A 13,663-nucleotide genomic window follows, 5' to 3' on the forward strand; every position below is an offset into this window, starting at 1 on the left:
ACGCTGCAAGGGCTATCTTTGCCTTAAACTCTGCTGAATACCTCGTCCTTTTTGTCTTGCTCATCTTCAGGTTTCCTCCTTCGTTAATCGTATATTTTACACCTTATACGACTGTCCGAATTCCGGGGTCCACCTCTCTCCTTCCCCTAATACTGGATTATCTCTTGTTGATGCCTTTGTTCTTTATGCTATGGTTAGAGAAAAAAAACCTAAGATAATGATAGAGATCGGTGCTGGAGATACTACAAAAATAAGTTTACAAGCTCTTCAGATGAATAAAAAAGAAGGAAATTCTTATAAATTTTATTCTGTAGAGCCTTATCCACGGAGGGAGTTAAGAGAAATCCAGAATGCAGATTTTGAATTGATTGACCGTAAATTACAGGAGGTAGAGATTGATTTGCTTTCTACTGCTGATTTGTTATTCATTGACTCTAGCCATGTAAGCAAAATTGGCAGTGATGTAAACTATGAAATCTTAGAGATAATCCCGAAATTAAAAGTGGGTTCATTAGTTCATTGGCATGATATTGTTATTCCTACAAATTACTGGAAAGAATGGATTGATGATGGGAATATGTTTTGGAATGAATCTTATATGGTTCATTCTTTTATGTTGTTCAATGAATCTTTTAAAATTATCTGGGCAGCAAGATATATGCGGTTAAATTACTTCAATGAAATGCAACAAATATTTTCATATCTCCAGAGCAATCATCGTCTGATGTCTTTTTGGATTGAAAGAATTAAATAGACACAGACCTTTGTGAAAAGGTTCTCTAACAAATCGTTGTAGCCGACACCACCCCGCGCGTTTTTCTCCAAGTTTGGTGTTGGATTGCCTGTGCATTGCCTTTACCACGTTTTGCGTTCAGGGTGATGCGGCTGAACTCAATCGTTACCCCCCACCTCACCCTCTACCAAACTCCTCCTCAGCCTCCCTCAAAAGCGCATCCGGCCGATCCATGTATTTAGATGAAAAGTGAAGAGGCACGAGCCTCTCTGTCTGGGGCTGGGCGATTCAACTCTTCTGATTACCTGCTCATAAAGTTTTTTGCAATCACAATAGAAATGCAATATATTTACTTTATCTGAACAATTCACTAAGTGAAGGGGGCATCATGAAAGACGAGAATAAGAAACTGACCACCAACGCCGGGGCGCCTGTCCCGGATAACCAGAATGTCATAACAGCCGGGCCGCGCGGCCCGATGCTGCTGCAGGATGTCTGGTTCCTTGAAAAGCTGGCCCACTTTGATCGTGAGGTAATTCCTGAGCGGCGGATGCACGCCAAGGGTTCCGGCGCTTATGGCACCTTCACTGTTACACATGACATTACTCACTACACCAAAGCAAAGATCTTCTCCCAAATCGGAAAGAAGACCGACCTCTTCGTCCGCTTCTCCACAGTAGCAGGGGAACGAGGGGCGGCAGATGCGGAGCGCGACATCCGTGGATTTGCCATGAAGTTCTACACTGAGGAAGGCAACTGGGACCTCGTGGGCAACAACACGCCTGTATTCTTCATGCGTGATCCGTTGAAATTCCCAGACCTCAACCATGCAGTGAAACGCGATCCACGCACCAATATGCGCAGTGCAAAGAACAACTGGGATTTCTGGACATCACTGCCTGAGGCGCTGCACCAGATCACTATAATCATGAGCGATCGGGGCATTCCTGCCACCTACCGCCACATGCATGGATTCGGAAGCCATACTTTTAGTTTCATCAACGCCAAGGGCGAGCGTCACTGGGTTAAATTCCACTTCAAGACGCAGCAGGGCATCAAGAACCTGACGGATGCTGAGGCCGAGGCCATGGTCGGGAAGGACCGGGAGAGCCACCAGCGGGACCTCTACGATAGCATTGAAAGGGAGGACTTCCCGAAGTGGAAACTATTTATCCAGATTATGCCGGAAAAAGACGCATCAAAAGTTCCCTACCACCCCTTCGATCTGACCAAGGTGTGGTTTCACAAAGACTACCCCATGATGGAAGTGGGCACATTTGAACTTAACCGGAACCCTGAGAACTATTTCGCCGAGGTGGAGCAGGCGGCCTTCAATCCTGCCAATGTGGTCCCCGGCATCAGCTTCTCGCCGGACAAGATGCTGCAGGGACGTCTCTTCTCCTACGGCGATGCACAGCGTTACCGGCTCGGCGTGAACCATCAACTGATCCCGGTCAACGCCTCACGTTGTCCCTTCCACAGCTTTCACCGCGACGGCGCCATGCGGGTTGACGGAAATCATGGCAGCACTCTCGGTTACGAGCCGAACAGCTACGGCGAGTGGGAACAGCAGCCTGGATTTGCTGAACCGCCTCTCAGCCTGGAAGGAGCTGCCGACCACTGGAATCATAGAGAAGACAAAGACTACTTCACTCAGCCCGGTTTGCTGTTCCACTTGATGAGCGTCGAACAACAGAAGGTGCTCTTTGCCAACACCGCTCGTGCAATCGGCGGCGCGCCAAGAGAAATACAGATTCGTCACATAGGTAATTGCCTGAAGGCGGACAAAGCCTATGGCAAGGGCGTGGCTGATGCGTTGGGCATTCCCTTGAACGATATTACAGCATAGATTGAACAAAACAGATAATGTCTCGGAGTCAGCGGTGGCGCATTAGCACCGTCTGCTGACTCCGAGACATTAATAACTACCCACCCTCTCTAATAATCCCGAGGTCTTAAAATAGGCTGTTAATGAACCTTGTATGAAAAGATGACTTCATATAAAATTATTACTTCACTAGTTATATAATATATAACACAATAGGACACTGGAAATAAGCAGCAGTTTGAAATTTATTATAACGCCTCGTACTGGAGAATCTATATGCCTGAATTAAGAAAAGACCCAATCTCAGGAAGGTGGGTCATCATCTCAATAGAAAGAGGCAAAAGGCCCTCTGACTTTCCTAAACGCATCACAGCGCCGAAAGGAGGCTTCTGCGCCTTCTGTGAAGGCAATGAACATACGACCCCGCCTGAGATATCTGCCATAAGGCCGGGCGGCGGCGAGCCGAATTCTCCGGGCTGGACATTGAGGGTCGTTCAGAATAAATTCCCTGCACTGCGCTCTGAAGGGGAGCTCGACAAGATAGGCGAAGGGATATTTGACAAGATGAACGGCATCGGGACGCATGAGGTCATCATAGAGTGCCCGGACCATAACAGCACTTTGTCCACTATGCCTTTGAAATATATTGAGGATGCACTGCAGACCTTTGACAGTAGGATATCTGAACTTAAAAAAGATACCCGCTTCAAGTATGCCCTCATATTTAAGAACGAGGGCGAGGATGCTGGGGCATCGCTTGACCATACCCACACGCAGCTTATAGCGCTGCCGATCATACCTCATTTGGTGCAGGAAGAGATTGAGAACGCCAAGCATTACCATACCTACAAAGAACGCTGCATCTTCTGCGACATCATACATCAGGAAGCAGCTTATAAAATAAGGGTCATCTCTGAAAATGAAGATTATATGGCGATCGCACCTTTTGCCGCCAGCTCGCCGTTTGAAACGATGATCCTGCCAAAAAAACATGAATCCAAATTCCTGCACAGCGGCAATGCGAACCTGCTGGCCCAGATACTGCAGAAGACGCTTAAGCAGATAGACCATGTTCTCGACTTCCCTTCATACAACATGATGCTCCATACCTCACCTTACAATAACGAGATAAACGATTATTACCACTGGCACATTGAGATAAAGCCCAAGCTCACAAAGATAGCGGGATTTGAGTGGGGCTCAGGATTTTACATAAACCCGACACCACCTGAAGAAGCTGCGAGATTCATGAGGGAAGCAGAGATCAGTTAGCTCTTCTTAACTGTAGCCAGCCCGATTAAATATATTTTTACATATGAAAATACTGATAGCTTCCTCAGAAGCAGTCCCATTTGTTAAGACCGGCGGCCTTGCGGACGTGGCAGGAGTGCTGGCCAATGAATATAAGAAGATGGGGCTGCAGCCTGCCGTCATCCTGCCTCTTTACAGAGAGATAAAAAAGGCGGCAAGTTCCTTCAATATCAAACCCCTTAACAAAGAGATAGCTGTGCGGGTCGGCAATGATATTGAAAAAGGCATATTATGGAAAGGAACGACATCCGAAGGGGCTGACGCGTATTTTATTGAGAATGAAAAATATTACGACAGAGATGAATTATACTGCACTCCTGAAGGTGACTATCCTGACAATGCCGCACGCTTTATCTTTTTCAGCAGGGGCACGCTCGAGGCATTAAAGGCGTTAAACCTGAGACCGGACATCATACACTGCAATGACTGGCAGACAGCCCTGATACCTGTTTATCTGAAAAAGATCTACAGAAACGACTTCCCAAAGACAGCTACGCTTTTAACGATCCATAACCTCGGATATCAAGGAATATTCCCAAAAACCGATATGCCTCTCACCGGCCTTGGATGGGAGATGTTCAACATGAATGCGCTGGAGTTCTATGGAAAGATAAACTTCCTCAAGGCAGGGATAATATTCTCTGATATTATTACCACCGTAAGCAGGACATACGCACAGGAGATACTTACCCCGGAGCACGGCTTCGGGCTGGAAGGCGTCCTGAGGGAACGGAAAGATGACCTTTACGGGATCATCAACGGGATAGACCTGGATTACTGGGGGCCTTTAAAAGACAAGTTCATCCCTGCCAATTACAGCAGCAAAGACCTTTCAGGCAAGGCGATATGTAAAAGATCCCTTCAGGCCGAACTGGGGCTGCCTGTGAACAGTTCACCGCTCATCGGGCTGGTTTCAAGGCTCTCATCACAGAAAGGGCTTGACCTTGTAATAGAGTCCATGGAAGAGATATTAAGATCAGGCGCACAGATTGCAGTATTAGGCAAGGGAGACGAGTTCTTTCAAAATGCGTTACTGGAATGCCGCAAGAAATATCCCGGACACCTGTCTGTGACGATAGGGTTTGAAGAGGCGCTGGGACATAAGATATACGCCGGCTCAGACATCTTTCTGATGCCGTCAATGTACGAGCCGTGCGGACTGGGGCAGCTTATCGCGCTTCGCTACGGCGCTGTGCCTGTTGTCAGAAAGACCGGAGGGCTTGCAGACACAGTCTCTGAATACTCGCCATCAGAAGGGAAAGGGACCGGGTTCCTCCTGAAGAGCCACTCTTCTGAAGAGCTCATGAAAAAACTTCAAAAGGCGATAGAATTATATTATGATAAGAAAGAATGGGATAAGATCGTGAAGAACACAATGGCGCAGGATTTTTCCTGGGGTAAATCAACTGAAAAATATGTATCTCTGTATAAAAAAGCCTTAAAAGCGATAACTTAATACCATGTCAGAGATAAAAGAAAAAAATGACCCGGTCTTTGACCTGTCTGAGATAGACATCTTAAGGAAAGTCAGCCAGATCGTCAGTTCTACTACAGACCTGACTGAAATCCTCGGTGCAATCGCACAGACAGTTGCAACCACATTTAACAATGACTTATGTTCTGTCTGCCTGATCAAACCGGGAGGGCATTTTGTCTGCGTTGAAGCCACAAATGATGCTGAAAATAAACCAAGCACATCATTCTGTCTAACCACAGAAAACAACAGGATCATCGAAAAGATCATGGCGGAACAGCAGCCTCTCATAATACCTGACATAAGCAATGAACCTGATATTAAAGTCCTATTGAGGCCCGGGGGCGATGATTACCTTTCTCTTATCGCGATCCCGATCATGAGGGATTCCAAAGTTGTGGGCATTCTTATGCTTCAGAACAGGTCGGCCTGCTCTTACAGCATGGAAAAGATCAGCATCCTTACTATTATTTCCCATAATCTTAACGTCGCTTTAAGGAATGCCGAGCTCTATGAAAATGTCAAAACCCGATTTGATGAATTAAAGGTAATCCATGAAATAAGCAAGGCGATAACATCCATTCTGGATATAGATGAGCTTCTGCCGTATATATGCAAAGAGGTATCAAATCTTTTCAGCGCAAAAGGCTGTATCATCAGGCTTCTTGAAGGTGAAGCTCTTAATATTAAAGCCTCTTACGGCTTGCCTGAGGAGATAAAGAAGGAGATGTCTTTACGCCTCGGCAACGGAATAGCAGGACATGTTGCCATGACGGGCGAACCGATGATAGTAGACAATGCCCGTCAGATGCCTGAAAACCTGCGCGTGCCGGGTATCGAAGCAACCTCTGTGCTTTGTGTCCCCCTGATAGTCGGCAAAAATATCATTGGAACATTAGGGCTTTATAACAAAAAAACCGAGTGGGGCGCGGCGACTTTCACAGAAGAAGAGTTAAACAGGCTGGTGACATTTGCCTCTGCTTCATCCGTTGCGATCGAGAACGCGAGGCTTTACAGAAAAGAGCTCGAAAGAGAGAACGATATGCTTAGCCTTTACCTTGAAGTCACCCAGACAAAAGACTATCTTAAAAGCCTTATAGACAACTCGCCCGATGCCATTGTCATTTCAGACATTAACGGCATAATCACATCATGGAACAAGGGGGCTGAAAAGATATATTTATACACAGAAGAGGAGGCATTGGGCAAATTCCTTCCAATGGTTCCTGAGTTCCTTGCTGAGGAGGAAAAGAACAACATAAAGAAGATCCTTCAGAAGCAGATATTAAGCGACCTTGAAACCATAAGGCAAAGAAAGAACGGAGAATTCATAGAGGTCAGCCTTACACTCTCACCGGTACTCGACTCATACGGAAACATCACCGGCATAAGCGGGATCTCAAGAGATATATCTGAAAAGAAGAGGATAGAAAAAGAATTAATAAAAAAGAATAACGAGCTGTCAAGATTATTCATAATGAGCTCTGCCGTAAAAAGCACTATCAAGCTGGAGAAACTTGCGAGGATGGTCCTCTCAGCTGTCACAATGAGCGACGGCCTGGGATTTAACAGAGCGATCCTTTTCCTTATTGACAAAGGAAATAACGCCCTAAAAGGGGAGATGGGGGTCGGCCCTGCAAGTTTTGATGAGGCCAGGGAGATATGGCAGTCTATTGGCGGCAAGAACCTGGAAAACATTATCAGCGAGATCGACAGTGATACCCAGCCCAAAGAATCCTCTTTTGACAAACTGAGCCGCAGTTTTATTATAGACCTTGGCAAGGATTCCATCTTTAGCCGCTGCATAAAGGAAAAAACTTTCTATAATGTTACAGAAGCAGAAGCACAGGCCCCAGCAAACCTCATGCAGCAGTTTATGTCCAAGTCATTTGGCGTGGTTCCCCTGCTTTCAGGAGGCGAGGCAATTGGCCTGATATGGGTTGACAATCTCTTTTCAGGGAAGACGATCAAAAATGATGACCTGCAGTCATTAATGATATTTACCAGCCACATCGTCTCATCAATAGAGAATGCAAAGCTCTTTGAAAACGTCTCGCTTGCAAGGGCTGAACTTAAAAATATCTTTGAATCTATAACAGACATGGTCTATTTCACTGACAAAGACTGCGTTATAAGACGAATAAACCAAGCGGTAATAAAGAAACTGGGGAAGAGCGAAGAGGAAATAATAGGCCAAAAATGCTTTGAGATGTTTCACGGAAAAGAGGAACACAGCCTCTTTTGCCCGCATATAAAGACCATGACCTCGCATGAGCCGTCTATCGAGGAGATCGACGACCAGTATCTTGGCGGGACCTTTGTGATATCAAGCTCCCCGATCTTTGACTCATCCGGGACGTATGCCGGGACAGTGCATGTCGCCCGTGATATCACAGAACTTAATGCACTAAGAGATAAAGTCACCTCTTCAGAAAGAATGGCTGCCTTGGGAGAACTGGCTGCAAAGGTCGCGCATGAAATAAGGAACCCGCTTGTCTCGGTAGGCGGTTTCGCAAGAAGGTTGTTAAACAGCACCGAGGGTCAAGCACATGAATTTGCAAATATTATAGTGAATGAAGTCACAAGGCTTGAATATATACTGAAGGAGATACTTGGATTTGTTAAAGGCCCTGTTGCAACAAAAAGCAGCATGGATATCAATTTGGTTTTAAAAGAGACCATAGATTTCATAACACCTGAAGTCAATAGCAAGGGGAATGAAATTATCAATCTTCTTTCAGAGTCGCCTATAATGGTGGTCATAGACAAGAACGGAATGAGGGAAGCGATACTGAACATTATTACCAATGCAAATAACGCTACTGAAAACGGGACTATCGCAATAAGAACATGCAGTGACAATAATGAGGCGCTGATCGAGATTTCAGATTCAGGCTGCGGGATCAGGCCTGAGGAACTCAATAATATCTTTAATCCTTTTTATACAACAAGGCCCGACGGCACCGGGCTCGGCCTTTCGGTAACCAATAAAATAATCCTGGAGCATAGCGGAAGGATAGAGGTTGAAAGCCATTTTCATGAGCCCGGAGATACAGAAGTGAACAAGGGCTCTGCCTTTAAGGTGTATTTTCCATTGGATATAAGCCATACCGATAATTAATGGAGACAATCAGCATTTAAATTAAATAAACATTTTAAAGAGGGGGAGCGGCATGAAGATCTTAATTGTTGATGATGATATAAATATCAGGCGCCTTTATAAATTGGAGTTTGAAGAAGAAGGCTATGAAGTCATAGTGGCAGATACCGGGGCAAACGGCCTGAAGCTGTTTGAAACAGAAAAACCGGACATAGTTACCCTGGATATCCTTATGCCTGACATAGACGGCATAAATCTTTTGAGGAAGATGAAAGAGATAAATCCCAAAACTCCCATTATCATGTCAACAGCCTATGATTACAGGGATGACTTTGCGCTTTGGGCATCTGAAGCATACATTGTAAAATCAGCGGACCTTGATGAGCTGAAGAGCACAATAAAGAAACTGCTTCACAAAGATTAAGGCCTGTAATTGCTTATAATCTGCGATGAGATTTTGATTTTATTGCAAGACCGTTAAGTCATCAGGTTTACAAAACAAACCGTAATCAAGTATATTTTATAGCTGATTAACAGATTTTCTTTCTTTTTAAATCAGAACTGTTTATTAATAAATAGTGTTATGGAGAGGTGGCCGAGTAGGTCGAAGGCAGCCGCCTGCTAAGCGGTTGTGGGGGTAACACCCCACCCAGGGTTCGAATCCCTGCCTCTCCGCCATTATTTTAAAAAAGAATTTACAATAAAGGGGTTTTGTTATGAAAAAAATAATTGTTCTACTCTTTGCAGCAGCATTAATATTCTCAGTTACAGCCTGCCAAAAGAAGGAGGAGGAGGCTGCAAAACCGCAGGCTGGATCTTCAGGGCCGATAATAGCAGACCAGTCATCAACCCCTGTTGAAAAAAATGCAATACCTAAAGAGTTCCAGGTCGTCGTTCCAGGCCCTGTAAAGAGCGGTTGGACAGATGTTGTGCTCATCCTTAAAGACAAGGAAATGGGCAAGGAGAAGGAGTATAAGGTCAGGATAGGAGAGAAGTTTAATGTGCCTGACTCAGACCTTGTGGTCAAGGTAGGCTCCTTTTTACCGGATCTTACAATTGACGGCAATATTATTACTTCCGCTTCAAATGAAGCAAAAAACCCTTCAGTAGGGATAGTTGTTTATGAAAAAGGATCTCAGATATTCCCTAAGTCAGGAAAAGAATGGGGATGGCTCTATGCCAACCTGCCGACCATTCATGCGTTTGAGCATGAGCGTTTTGGATTGCTCCTGAAAGAAGGCATTAAGAACTAGGCCTGAATAGTTTCAAATGCGCCCATAGCTCAATTGGATAGAGTGTCTGACTACGGATCAGAAGGTTGGGGGTTCAACTCCTCCTGGGCGCACCATCTTTCTTTACTTTTCTGCCCAAAAGAGAACCTGAATAAATAAGATAAGTTAAGCTTCCTTGTCACTCTCCCTTCTGTCGCAATGCCTTTTTTCTTCTCCCGAATAAATCTCATGATTGTCATATGTCGCTTTCCTTATCATAAGCAACTTCTTCAGCATGTACGCCATTGCTATCCATGTTAAAGCGAAACTGAGAAAAATCAACCCGACTGCAAACTGGATATAATCAAAAATAGCCTGCTGATTCACAATTGCTTCAGAGTGAATGGCTTTAAACACATTGATCACCATTGAACTGCTGTTAGGCCCCATAAGAGCGTATGTGCCAATCATTAAAAACAACACCGTGGAAATTTTCAATAACCAACGCATGTTCACTGCCTCCTTTTCTTAAAGTTTATTGCCGGGCTCTTATTCAGGTTTTACAGAATCTCCGACAGATATCTCATCTTTTTTTGATATTACCATCGCCTCAGAGGAATTAGTGTCCACTTTAATGGCCTTGCCTGAGGCTATCTTCTTTCCTTTTTTATAAATGCCGAAAACATCCCCGGGTTTTACCTTATCACCGCTGCCGAGAGATATTGAAATATTTATCCCGTCAATATAAGTCACAAGCCCCTCTTCTTCCACATGTTTAGGCGCAGCCGCCTTTGCCGTTACAATAGACTCTATCAGATATATCCTCTTCGCCTGGTCCTCTATCATCCTCTTATTGTTGAATATCTCTTTCTGAAGCTCAACATTGTCTTTATCGTGAAGGCTTCTCAGTTCTGCCATCCCTGTCTGTAACCCGTCGCTGGAACCCTGAATCTCAGACTTAAGGCCCTGGTTCTCATTTTTGATCTCCTGTCTCAATTCCTGCCTGGCCGCATCAAGCTGCTCCCTGAACTCTGCTCTAAGTTCCATCTCAGACTGTTTTAACCTCACCTCATCGATTCCGGGGGTGGCGCAGCCTGATAAGATAACTCCAAAGAAAACCACTGTTATCCAACTCCATCTCATACGGCAGAATCCTCCTTGATTGATAAAAGACACAGCCTGACGATATCATCGGCTGACTGCATCAATATATATCATTATGCTACATTAATAGAGTCTCTTCAAGGAAATTTCTATTTATGCGCGAATCAGATGAATATTACATGGGCATTGCCCTTAAAGAAGCTGAAAAGGCATTTGAGAAAGATGAGGTGCCTGTCGGAGCGGTCCTTGTAATAAATGACAGAATAATCGCCTCTGCTCATAACCTGAGAGAAGCGGAAAACGATCCTACCGCGCATGCTGAACTGCTCGCGATAAAAGAAGGCGCGATAACAAACAACGGATGGCGGCTTAACGAAGCAACGCTTTATGTAACAAAAGAGCCATGTGTAATGTGCGCCGGAGCAATGATCAATGCGCGCCTGGGCAGGCTTGTTTATGGATGCAGGGATACCCGATACGGTGCATCAGAAAGCATCTACCATATAACCACTGACCCGGCGCTCAATCATCGCGTTGATGTAAGGTCAGGGGTGCTTGAAGAAGATTGCGGTGAAATACTGAAAAGATTTTTTCAAAAGTTGAGAATCAGGAATCAAAAGTTGACTGTAAAGGGCTGAAAGTCTTTGTTTTATCGGAGAGGTGCCAGAGCGGTTGAATGGGGCGGTCTCGAAAACCGTTGTGGGGGCAACCTCACCCAGGGTTCAAATCCCTGCCTCTCCGCCATATTTGAGTTAATTGTTGAAAAGTTGAAAATTAAAAGCTAAAAGGTATAAGGTATATAGCGTTAATTAACCTTTTAGCTTTATACCCTAAACCCTGTTTTTTTGGAGAGGTGTCCGAGTGGCCGAAGGAGCACGCTTGGAAAGCGTGTGTACGGCAACGTACCGTGGGTTCGACTCCCACCCTCTCCGCCATAACAGGGCGAAAAAGTTTATGCTAACAGGTATAATACAAGCAATAACAAGACGTTAACTTTTCAGCTTTTCACTATTATCGTTATCGATTTTGTCGGGTCTTTGGGCCCTGTGCAACAGCGTACTGTGAACCCCGCCAGGTCCGGAAGGAAGCAACGGTAAGCAGCTATTATGTGTGCCGCAGGATCACCTGAAGGCCCGGCATTATTAAATATAAGATCACAAACAACTCCTTTTATAATATGAGTTATATAGTCCTCGCAAGAAAATGGCGTCCCCAGAACTTTGAAGATCTCATCGGACAGGAGAATGTCGCGCAGACCTTTAAGAATGCCATCCTGCAAGACAGGATCGTCCATGCGTATCTCTTCTCCGGCCCCAGGGGGATAGGGAAGACATCAACAGCAAGGATACTTTCCAAGGCGCTTAACTGCACAGACCGGATAGAAGGCGAGCCCTGCGGCAAATGCGAAAGCTGCAAAGCCATAACTTCAGGAGCATCGGTTGACGTATTTGAGATAGACGGCGCGTCAAACACAGGGGTGGATGATGTCAGAGACCTGAGAGACGGGATAAAGTATGCCCCCTCAAGCGGAAAATACAAGATCTACATTATCGACGAAGTTCATATGCTGAGCACCCAGGCATTTAATGCGCTCTTAAAGACACTTGAAGAACCACCGCCGCATGTAATATTCATATTCGCAACGACCGAAGCTAAAAAGATACCAGCAACCATTCTCTCAAGGTGCCAGCACCATCTCTTCCGCAAGATACCCAAAGAGAGGATAAAGACGCAGCTGAAAAATATCGTTGAGGCGGAAAAGATAAATATACAGGAGACACCTCTGGATATGATAGCAAGAGCGGCGGATGGCAGCATGAGAGACGCCCTCACGCTGCTTGACCAGGCTGCTTCCTTCAGCAGCGATGTATCAGAAAAAGACCTTCAGATGCTGCTCGGGCTGCCTGAGATGGATGTCATATCAGGCCTTTCCGAAGCCATCCTTGACGGCGACATAAACGGAACACTGTCGATAGTAAAAGACCAGACCGATAGAGGCTATGACCTGCGGTCTCTTACAAAAGAACTGCTTGAGCATTTCAGGAATCTCGCCATTGTTAAGGTGACTGAAAATGCTGAAAACTTTCTCGACTTCAGTGAAGACGAGGTTAAAGATCTCAGGAAACAGTCTGAAAAGGTCGGAATAGAGCCGCTTACGTTGATACTGACAGAACTGCTCAGACTTGACGGAGAAGTGAAAAGCGCGATGAACCCAAGATACACGCTTGAGCTCGGCCTCCTGAGGATGTCATTCGTAAAAGGCATGACATCCGTTGACGCAGTGATCAGGATGCTGAACGAGACACCCGGCTCACAGGATACGGCAACAGGAAGAAATAAGGAAATAAAAACAGAGTCCATTCCTGAAAAAAAAAGTATAAAGACTGAAGATCCCCATCCGGAAAATAAAATACAACCGCATGACAAGGCTGCTGCCTCTTCACATGAAACAACATATCATGATAAAGAAGAACTCTGGAATAAAGTAGTTGAGCACTTTGATGCTGAAGACCACACCCTTGCATGCAAGCTCGCCGAGGCCAGGGCTGTTGACCTCACGGCAAAGGAGCTTGTGATAGGCTTTAACGGCGGTATGTCGCTGCTTGCAGACTCTATTAAAAAGAATTCATCAAGCATAGAAGAGATCTTAAAGAAACTCGCAGGAAAGAAACTGAAGCTCAGCATAGTGCCTCTGGCTGCAAAAAAGAGTGAAAATAAAAACAGTATAACAAAAGAGAATATAATCTCTGAACCGCTTGTTCAGGATGCCATGAAGATATTCAACAGCACGATACTGGAAGTAAAGTCACTTGAGGTAGTAGGTTCTGATGAGATCTAACAATATATAATTTCCCCTCTTTGGCAAAGAGGGGTCAGGGGAGATTTTAATATTAATTATAAA

Annotated in this window: 11 protein-coding genes, 4 tRNA genes and 1 other RNA gene; 14 read left to right on the forward strand and 2 right to left on the reverse strand. The window is 45.1% G+C overall.

What is annotated here, in order from left to right:
• The first annotated feature begins 217 nt into the window (after positions 1–217).
• The 9 genes from Q7U10_08390 (at position 218) to Q7U10_08430 (ending at position 9,794) form a co-directional block, all read left to right on the forward strand.
• Entirely contained in the window at positions 218–754 is a 537-nt protein-coding gene (locus Q7U10_08390; protein MDO8282622.1) for a class I SAM-dependent methyltransferase, read from the forward strand.
• A gap of 367 nt (positions 755–1,121) precedes the next feature.
• Complete coding sequence (locus Q7U10_08395) at positions 1,122–2,582, forward strand: catalase (protein MDO8282623.1); 1,461 nt, start codon at positions 1,122–1,124, stop codon at positions 2,580–2,582.
• A gap of 255 nt (positions 2,583–2,837) precedes the next feature.
• Entirely contained in the window at positions 2,838–3,833 is a 996-nt protein-coding gene (gene galT / locus Q7U10_08400) for a galactose-1-phosphate uridylyltransferase (GenBank protein ID MDO8282624.1), read from the forward strand.
• Between the two features lie 43 nt (positions 3,834–3,876).
• Positions 3,877–5,328, forward strand: a complete 1,452-nt coding sequence (glgA, locus tag Q7U10_08405) for a glycogen synthase GlgA (protein ID MDO8282625.1) — start codon at positions 3,877–3,879, stop codon at positions 5,326–5,328.
• Between the two features lie 4 nt (positions 5,329–5,332).
• Entirely contained in the window at positions 5,333–8,467 is a 3,135-nt protein-coding gene (locus Q7U10_08410) for a PAS domain S-box protein (GenBank protein MDO8282626.1), read from the forward strand.
• A gap of 52 nt (positions 8,468–8,519) precedes the next feature.
• On the forward strand, positions 8,520–8,870 hold the full coding sequence (locus Q7U10_08415; protein MDO8282627.1) for a response regulator: 351 nt from the start codon (positions 8,520–8,522) through the stop codon (positions 8,868–8,870).
• A 161-nt stretch (positions 8,871–9,031) separates the two neighbouring features.
• A tRNA-Ser gene (locus Q7U10_08420) sits at positions 9,032–9,124 on the forward strand.
• Positions 9,125–9,162: 38 nt separating this feature from the next.
• The gene (locus Q7U10_08425) at positions 9,163–9,699 is read left to right on the forward strand and encodes a hypothetical protein (protein MDO8282628.1); all 537 of its coding nucleotides are present in this window, start codon (positions 9,163–9,165) and stop codon (positions 9,697–9,699) included.
• Positions 9,700–9,717: 18 nt separating this feature from the next.
• Positions 9,718–9,794 (forward strand) — tRNA-Arg (locus tag Q7U10_08430).
• A 49-nt stretch (positions 9,795–9,843) separates the two neighbouring features.
• On the opposite strand, the gene Q7U10_08435 is transcribed toward Q7U10_08430, so the two are convergent.
• Positions 9,844–10,167 (reverse strand): hypothetical protein, encoded by a 324-nt coding sequence (locus Q7U10_08435; GenBank protein ID MDO8282629.1) that lies wholly within the window; start codon positions 10,165–10,167, stop codon positions 9,844–9,846.
• 39 nt (positions 10,168–10,206) lie between these two features.
• Positions 10,207–10,800, reverse strand: a complete 594-nt coding sequence (locus tag Q7U10_08440) for a hypothetical protein (GenBank protein MDO8282630.1) — start codon at positions 10,798–10,800, stop codon at positions 10,207–10,209.
• A 116-nt stretch (positions 10,801–10,916) separates the two neighbouring features.
• On the opposite strand from Q7U10_08440, the gene tadA reads away from it, so the two are divergent.
• From tadA to dnaX, 5 genes are all read left to right on the forward strand, one after another.
• Entirely contained in the window at positions 10,917–11,399 is a 483-nt protein-coding gene (gene tadA, locus Q7U10_08445) for a tRNA adenosine(34) deaminase TadA (protein ID MDO8282631.1), read from the forward strand.
• A gap of 16 nt (positions 11,400–11,415) precedes the next feature.
• Positions 11,416–11,505 (forward strand) — tRNA-Ser (locus tag Q7U10_08450).
• A gap of 103 nt (positions 11,506–11,608) precedes the next feature.
• Positions 11,609–11,696: transfer RNA gene (locus Q7U10_08455), tRNA-Ser, on the forward strand.
• Positions 11,697–11,796: 100 nt separating this feature from the next.
• Positions 11,797–11,895, forward strand: an RNA gene (ffs, locus tag Q7U10_08460) — signal recognition particle sRNA small type.
• A gap of 43 nt (positions 11,896–11,938) precedes the next feature.
• Positions 11,939–13,600, forward strand: coding sequence for a DNA polymerase III subunit gamma/tau (gene dnaX / locus Q7U10_08465; GenBank protein ID MDO8282632.1), 1,662 nt, complete (start codon positions 11,939–11,941; stop codon positions 13,598–13,600).
• Positions 13,601–13,663: the final 63 nt, after the last annotated feature.

It is taken from the genome of Thermodesulfovibrionia bacterium (assembly GCA_030646035.1).
In the GTDB taxonomy this organism is placed as follows: domain Bacteria; phylum Nitrospirota; class Thermodesulfovibrionia; order UBA6902; family UBA6902; genus JACQZG01.

Coding starts and splice junctions, on each gene's coding strand:
- Q7U10_08390 (MDO8282622.1), top strand. CDS start 218: ATGATAGAGATCGGTGCTGGAGATACTACAAAAATAAGTTTACAAGCT.
- Q7U10_08425 (MDO8282628.1), top strand. CDS start 9,163: ATGAAAAAAATAATTGTTCTACTCTTTGCAGCAGCATTAATATTCTCA.
- Q7U10_08415 (MDO8282627.1), top strand. CDS start 8,520: ATGAAGATCTTAATTGTTGATGATGATATAAATATCAGGCGCCTTTAT.
- galT (MDO8282624.1), top strand. CDS start 2,838: ATGCCTGAATTAAGAAAAGACCCAATCTCAGGAAGGTGGGTCATCATC.
- dnaX (MDO8282632.1), top strand. CDS start 11,939: ATGAGTTATATAGTCCTCGCAAGAAAATGGCGTCCCCAGAACTTTGAA.
- Q7U10_08440 (MDO8282630.1), bottom strand. CDS start 10,800: ATGAGATGGAGTTGGATAACAGTGGTTTTCTTTGGAGTTATCTTATCA.
- Q7U10_08410 (MDO8282626.1), top strand. CDS start 5,333: ATGTCAGAGATAAAAGAAAAAAATGACCCGGTCTTTGACCTGTCTGAG.
- tadA (MDO8282631.1), top strand. CDS start 10,917: ATGCGCGAATCAGATGAATATTACATGGGCATTGCCCTTAAAGAAGCT.
- glgA (MDO8282625.1), top strand. CDS start 3,877: ATGAAAATACTGATAGCTTCCTCAGAAGCAGTCCCATTTGTTAAGACC.
- Q7U10_08395 (MDO8282623.1), top strand. CDS start 1,122: ATGAAAGACGAGAATAAGAAACTGACCACCAACGCCGGGGCGCCTGTC.
- Q7U10_08435 (MDO8282629.1), bottom strand. CDS start 10,167: ATGCGTTGGTTATTGAAAATTTCCACGGTGTTGTTTTTAATGATTGGC.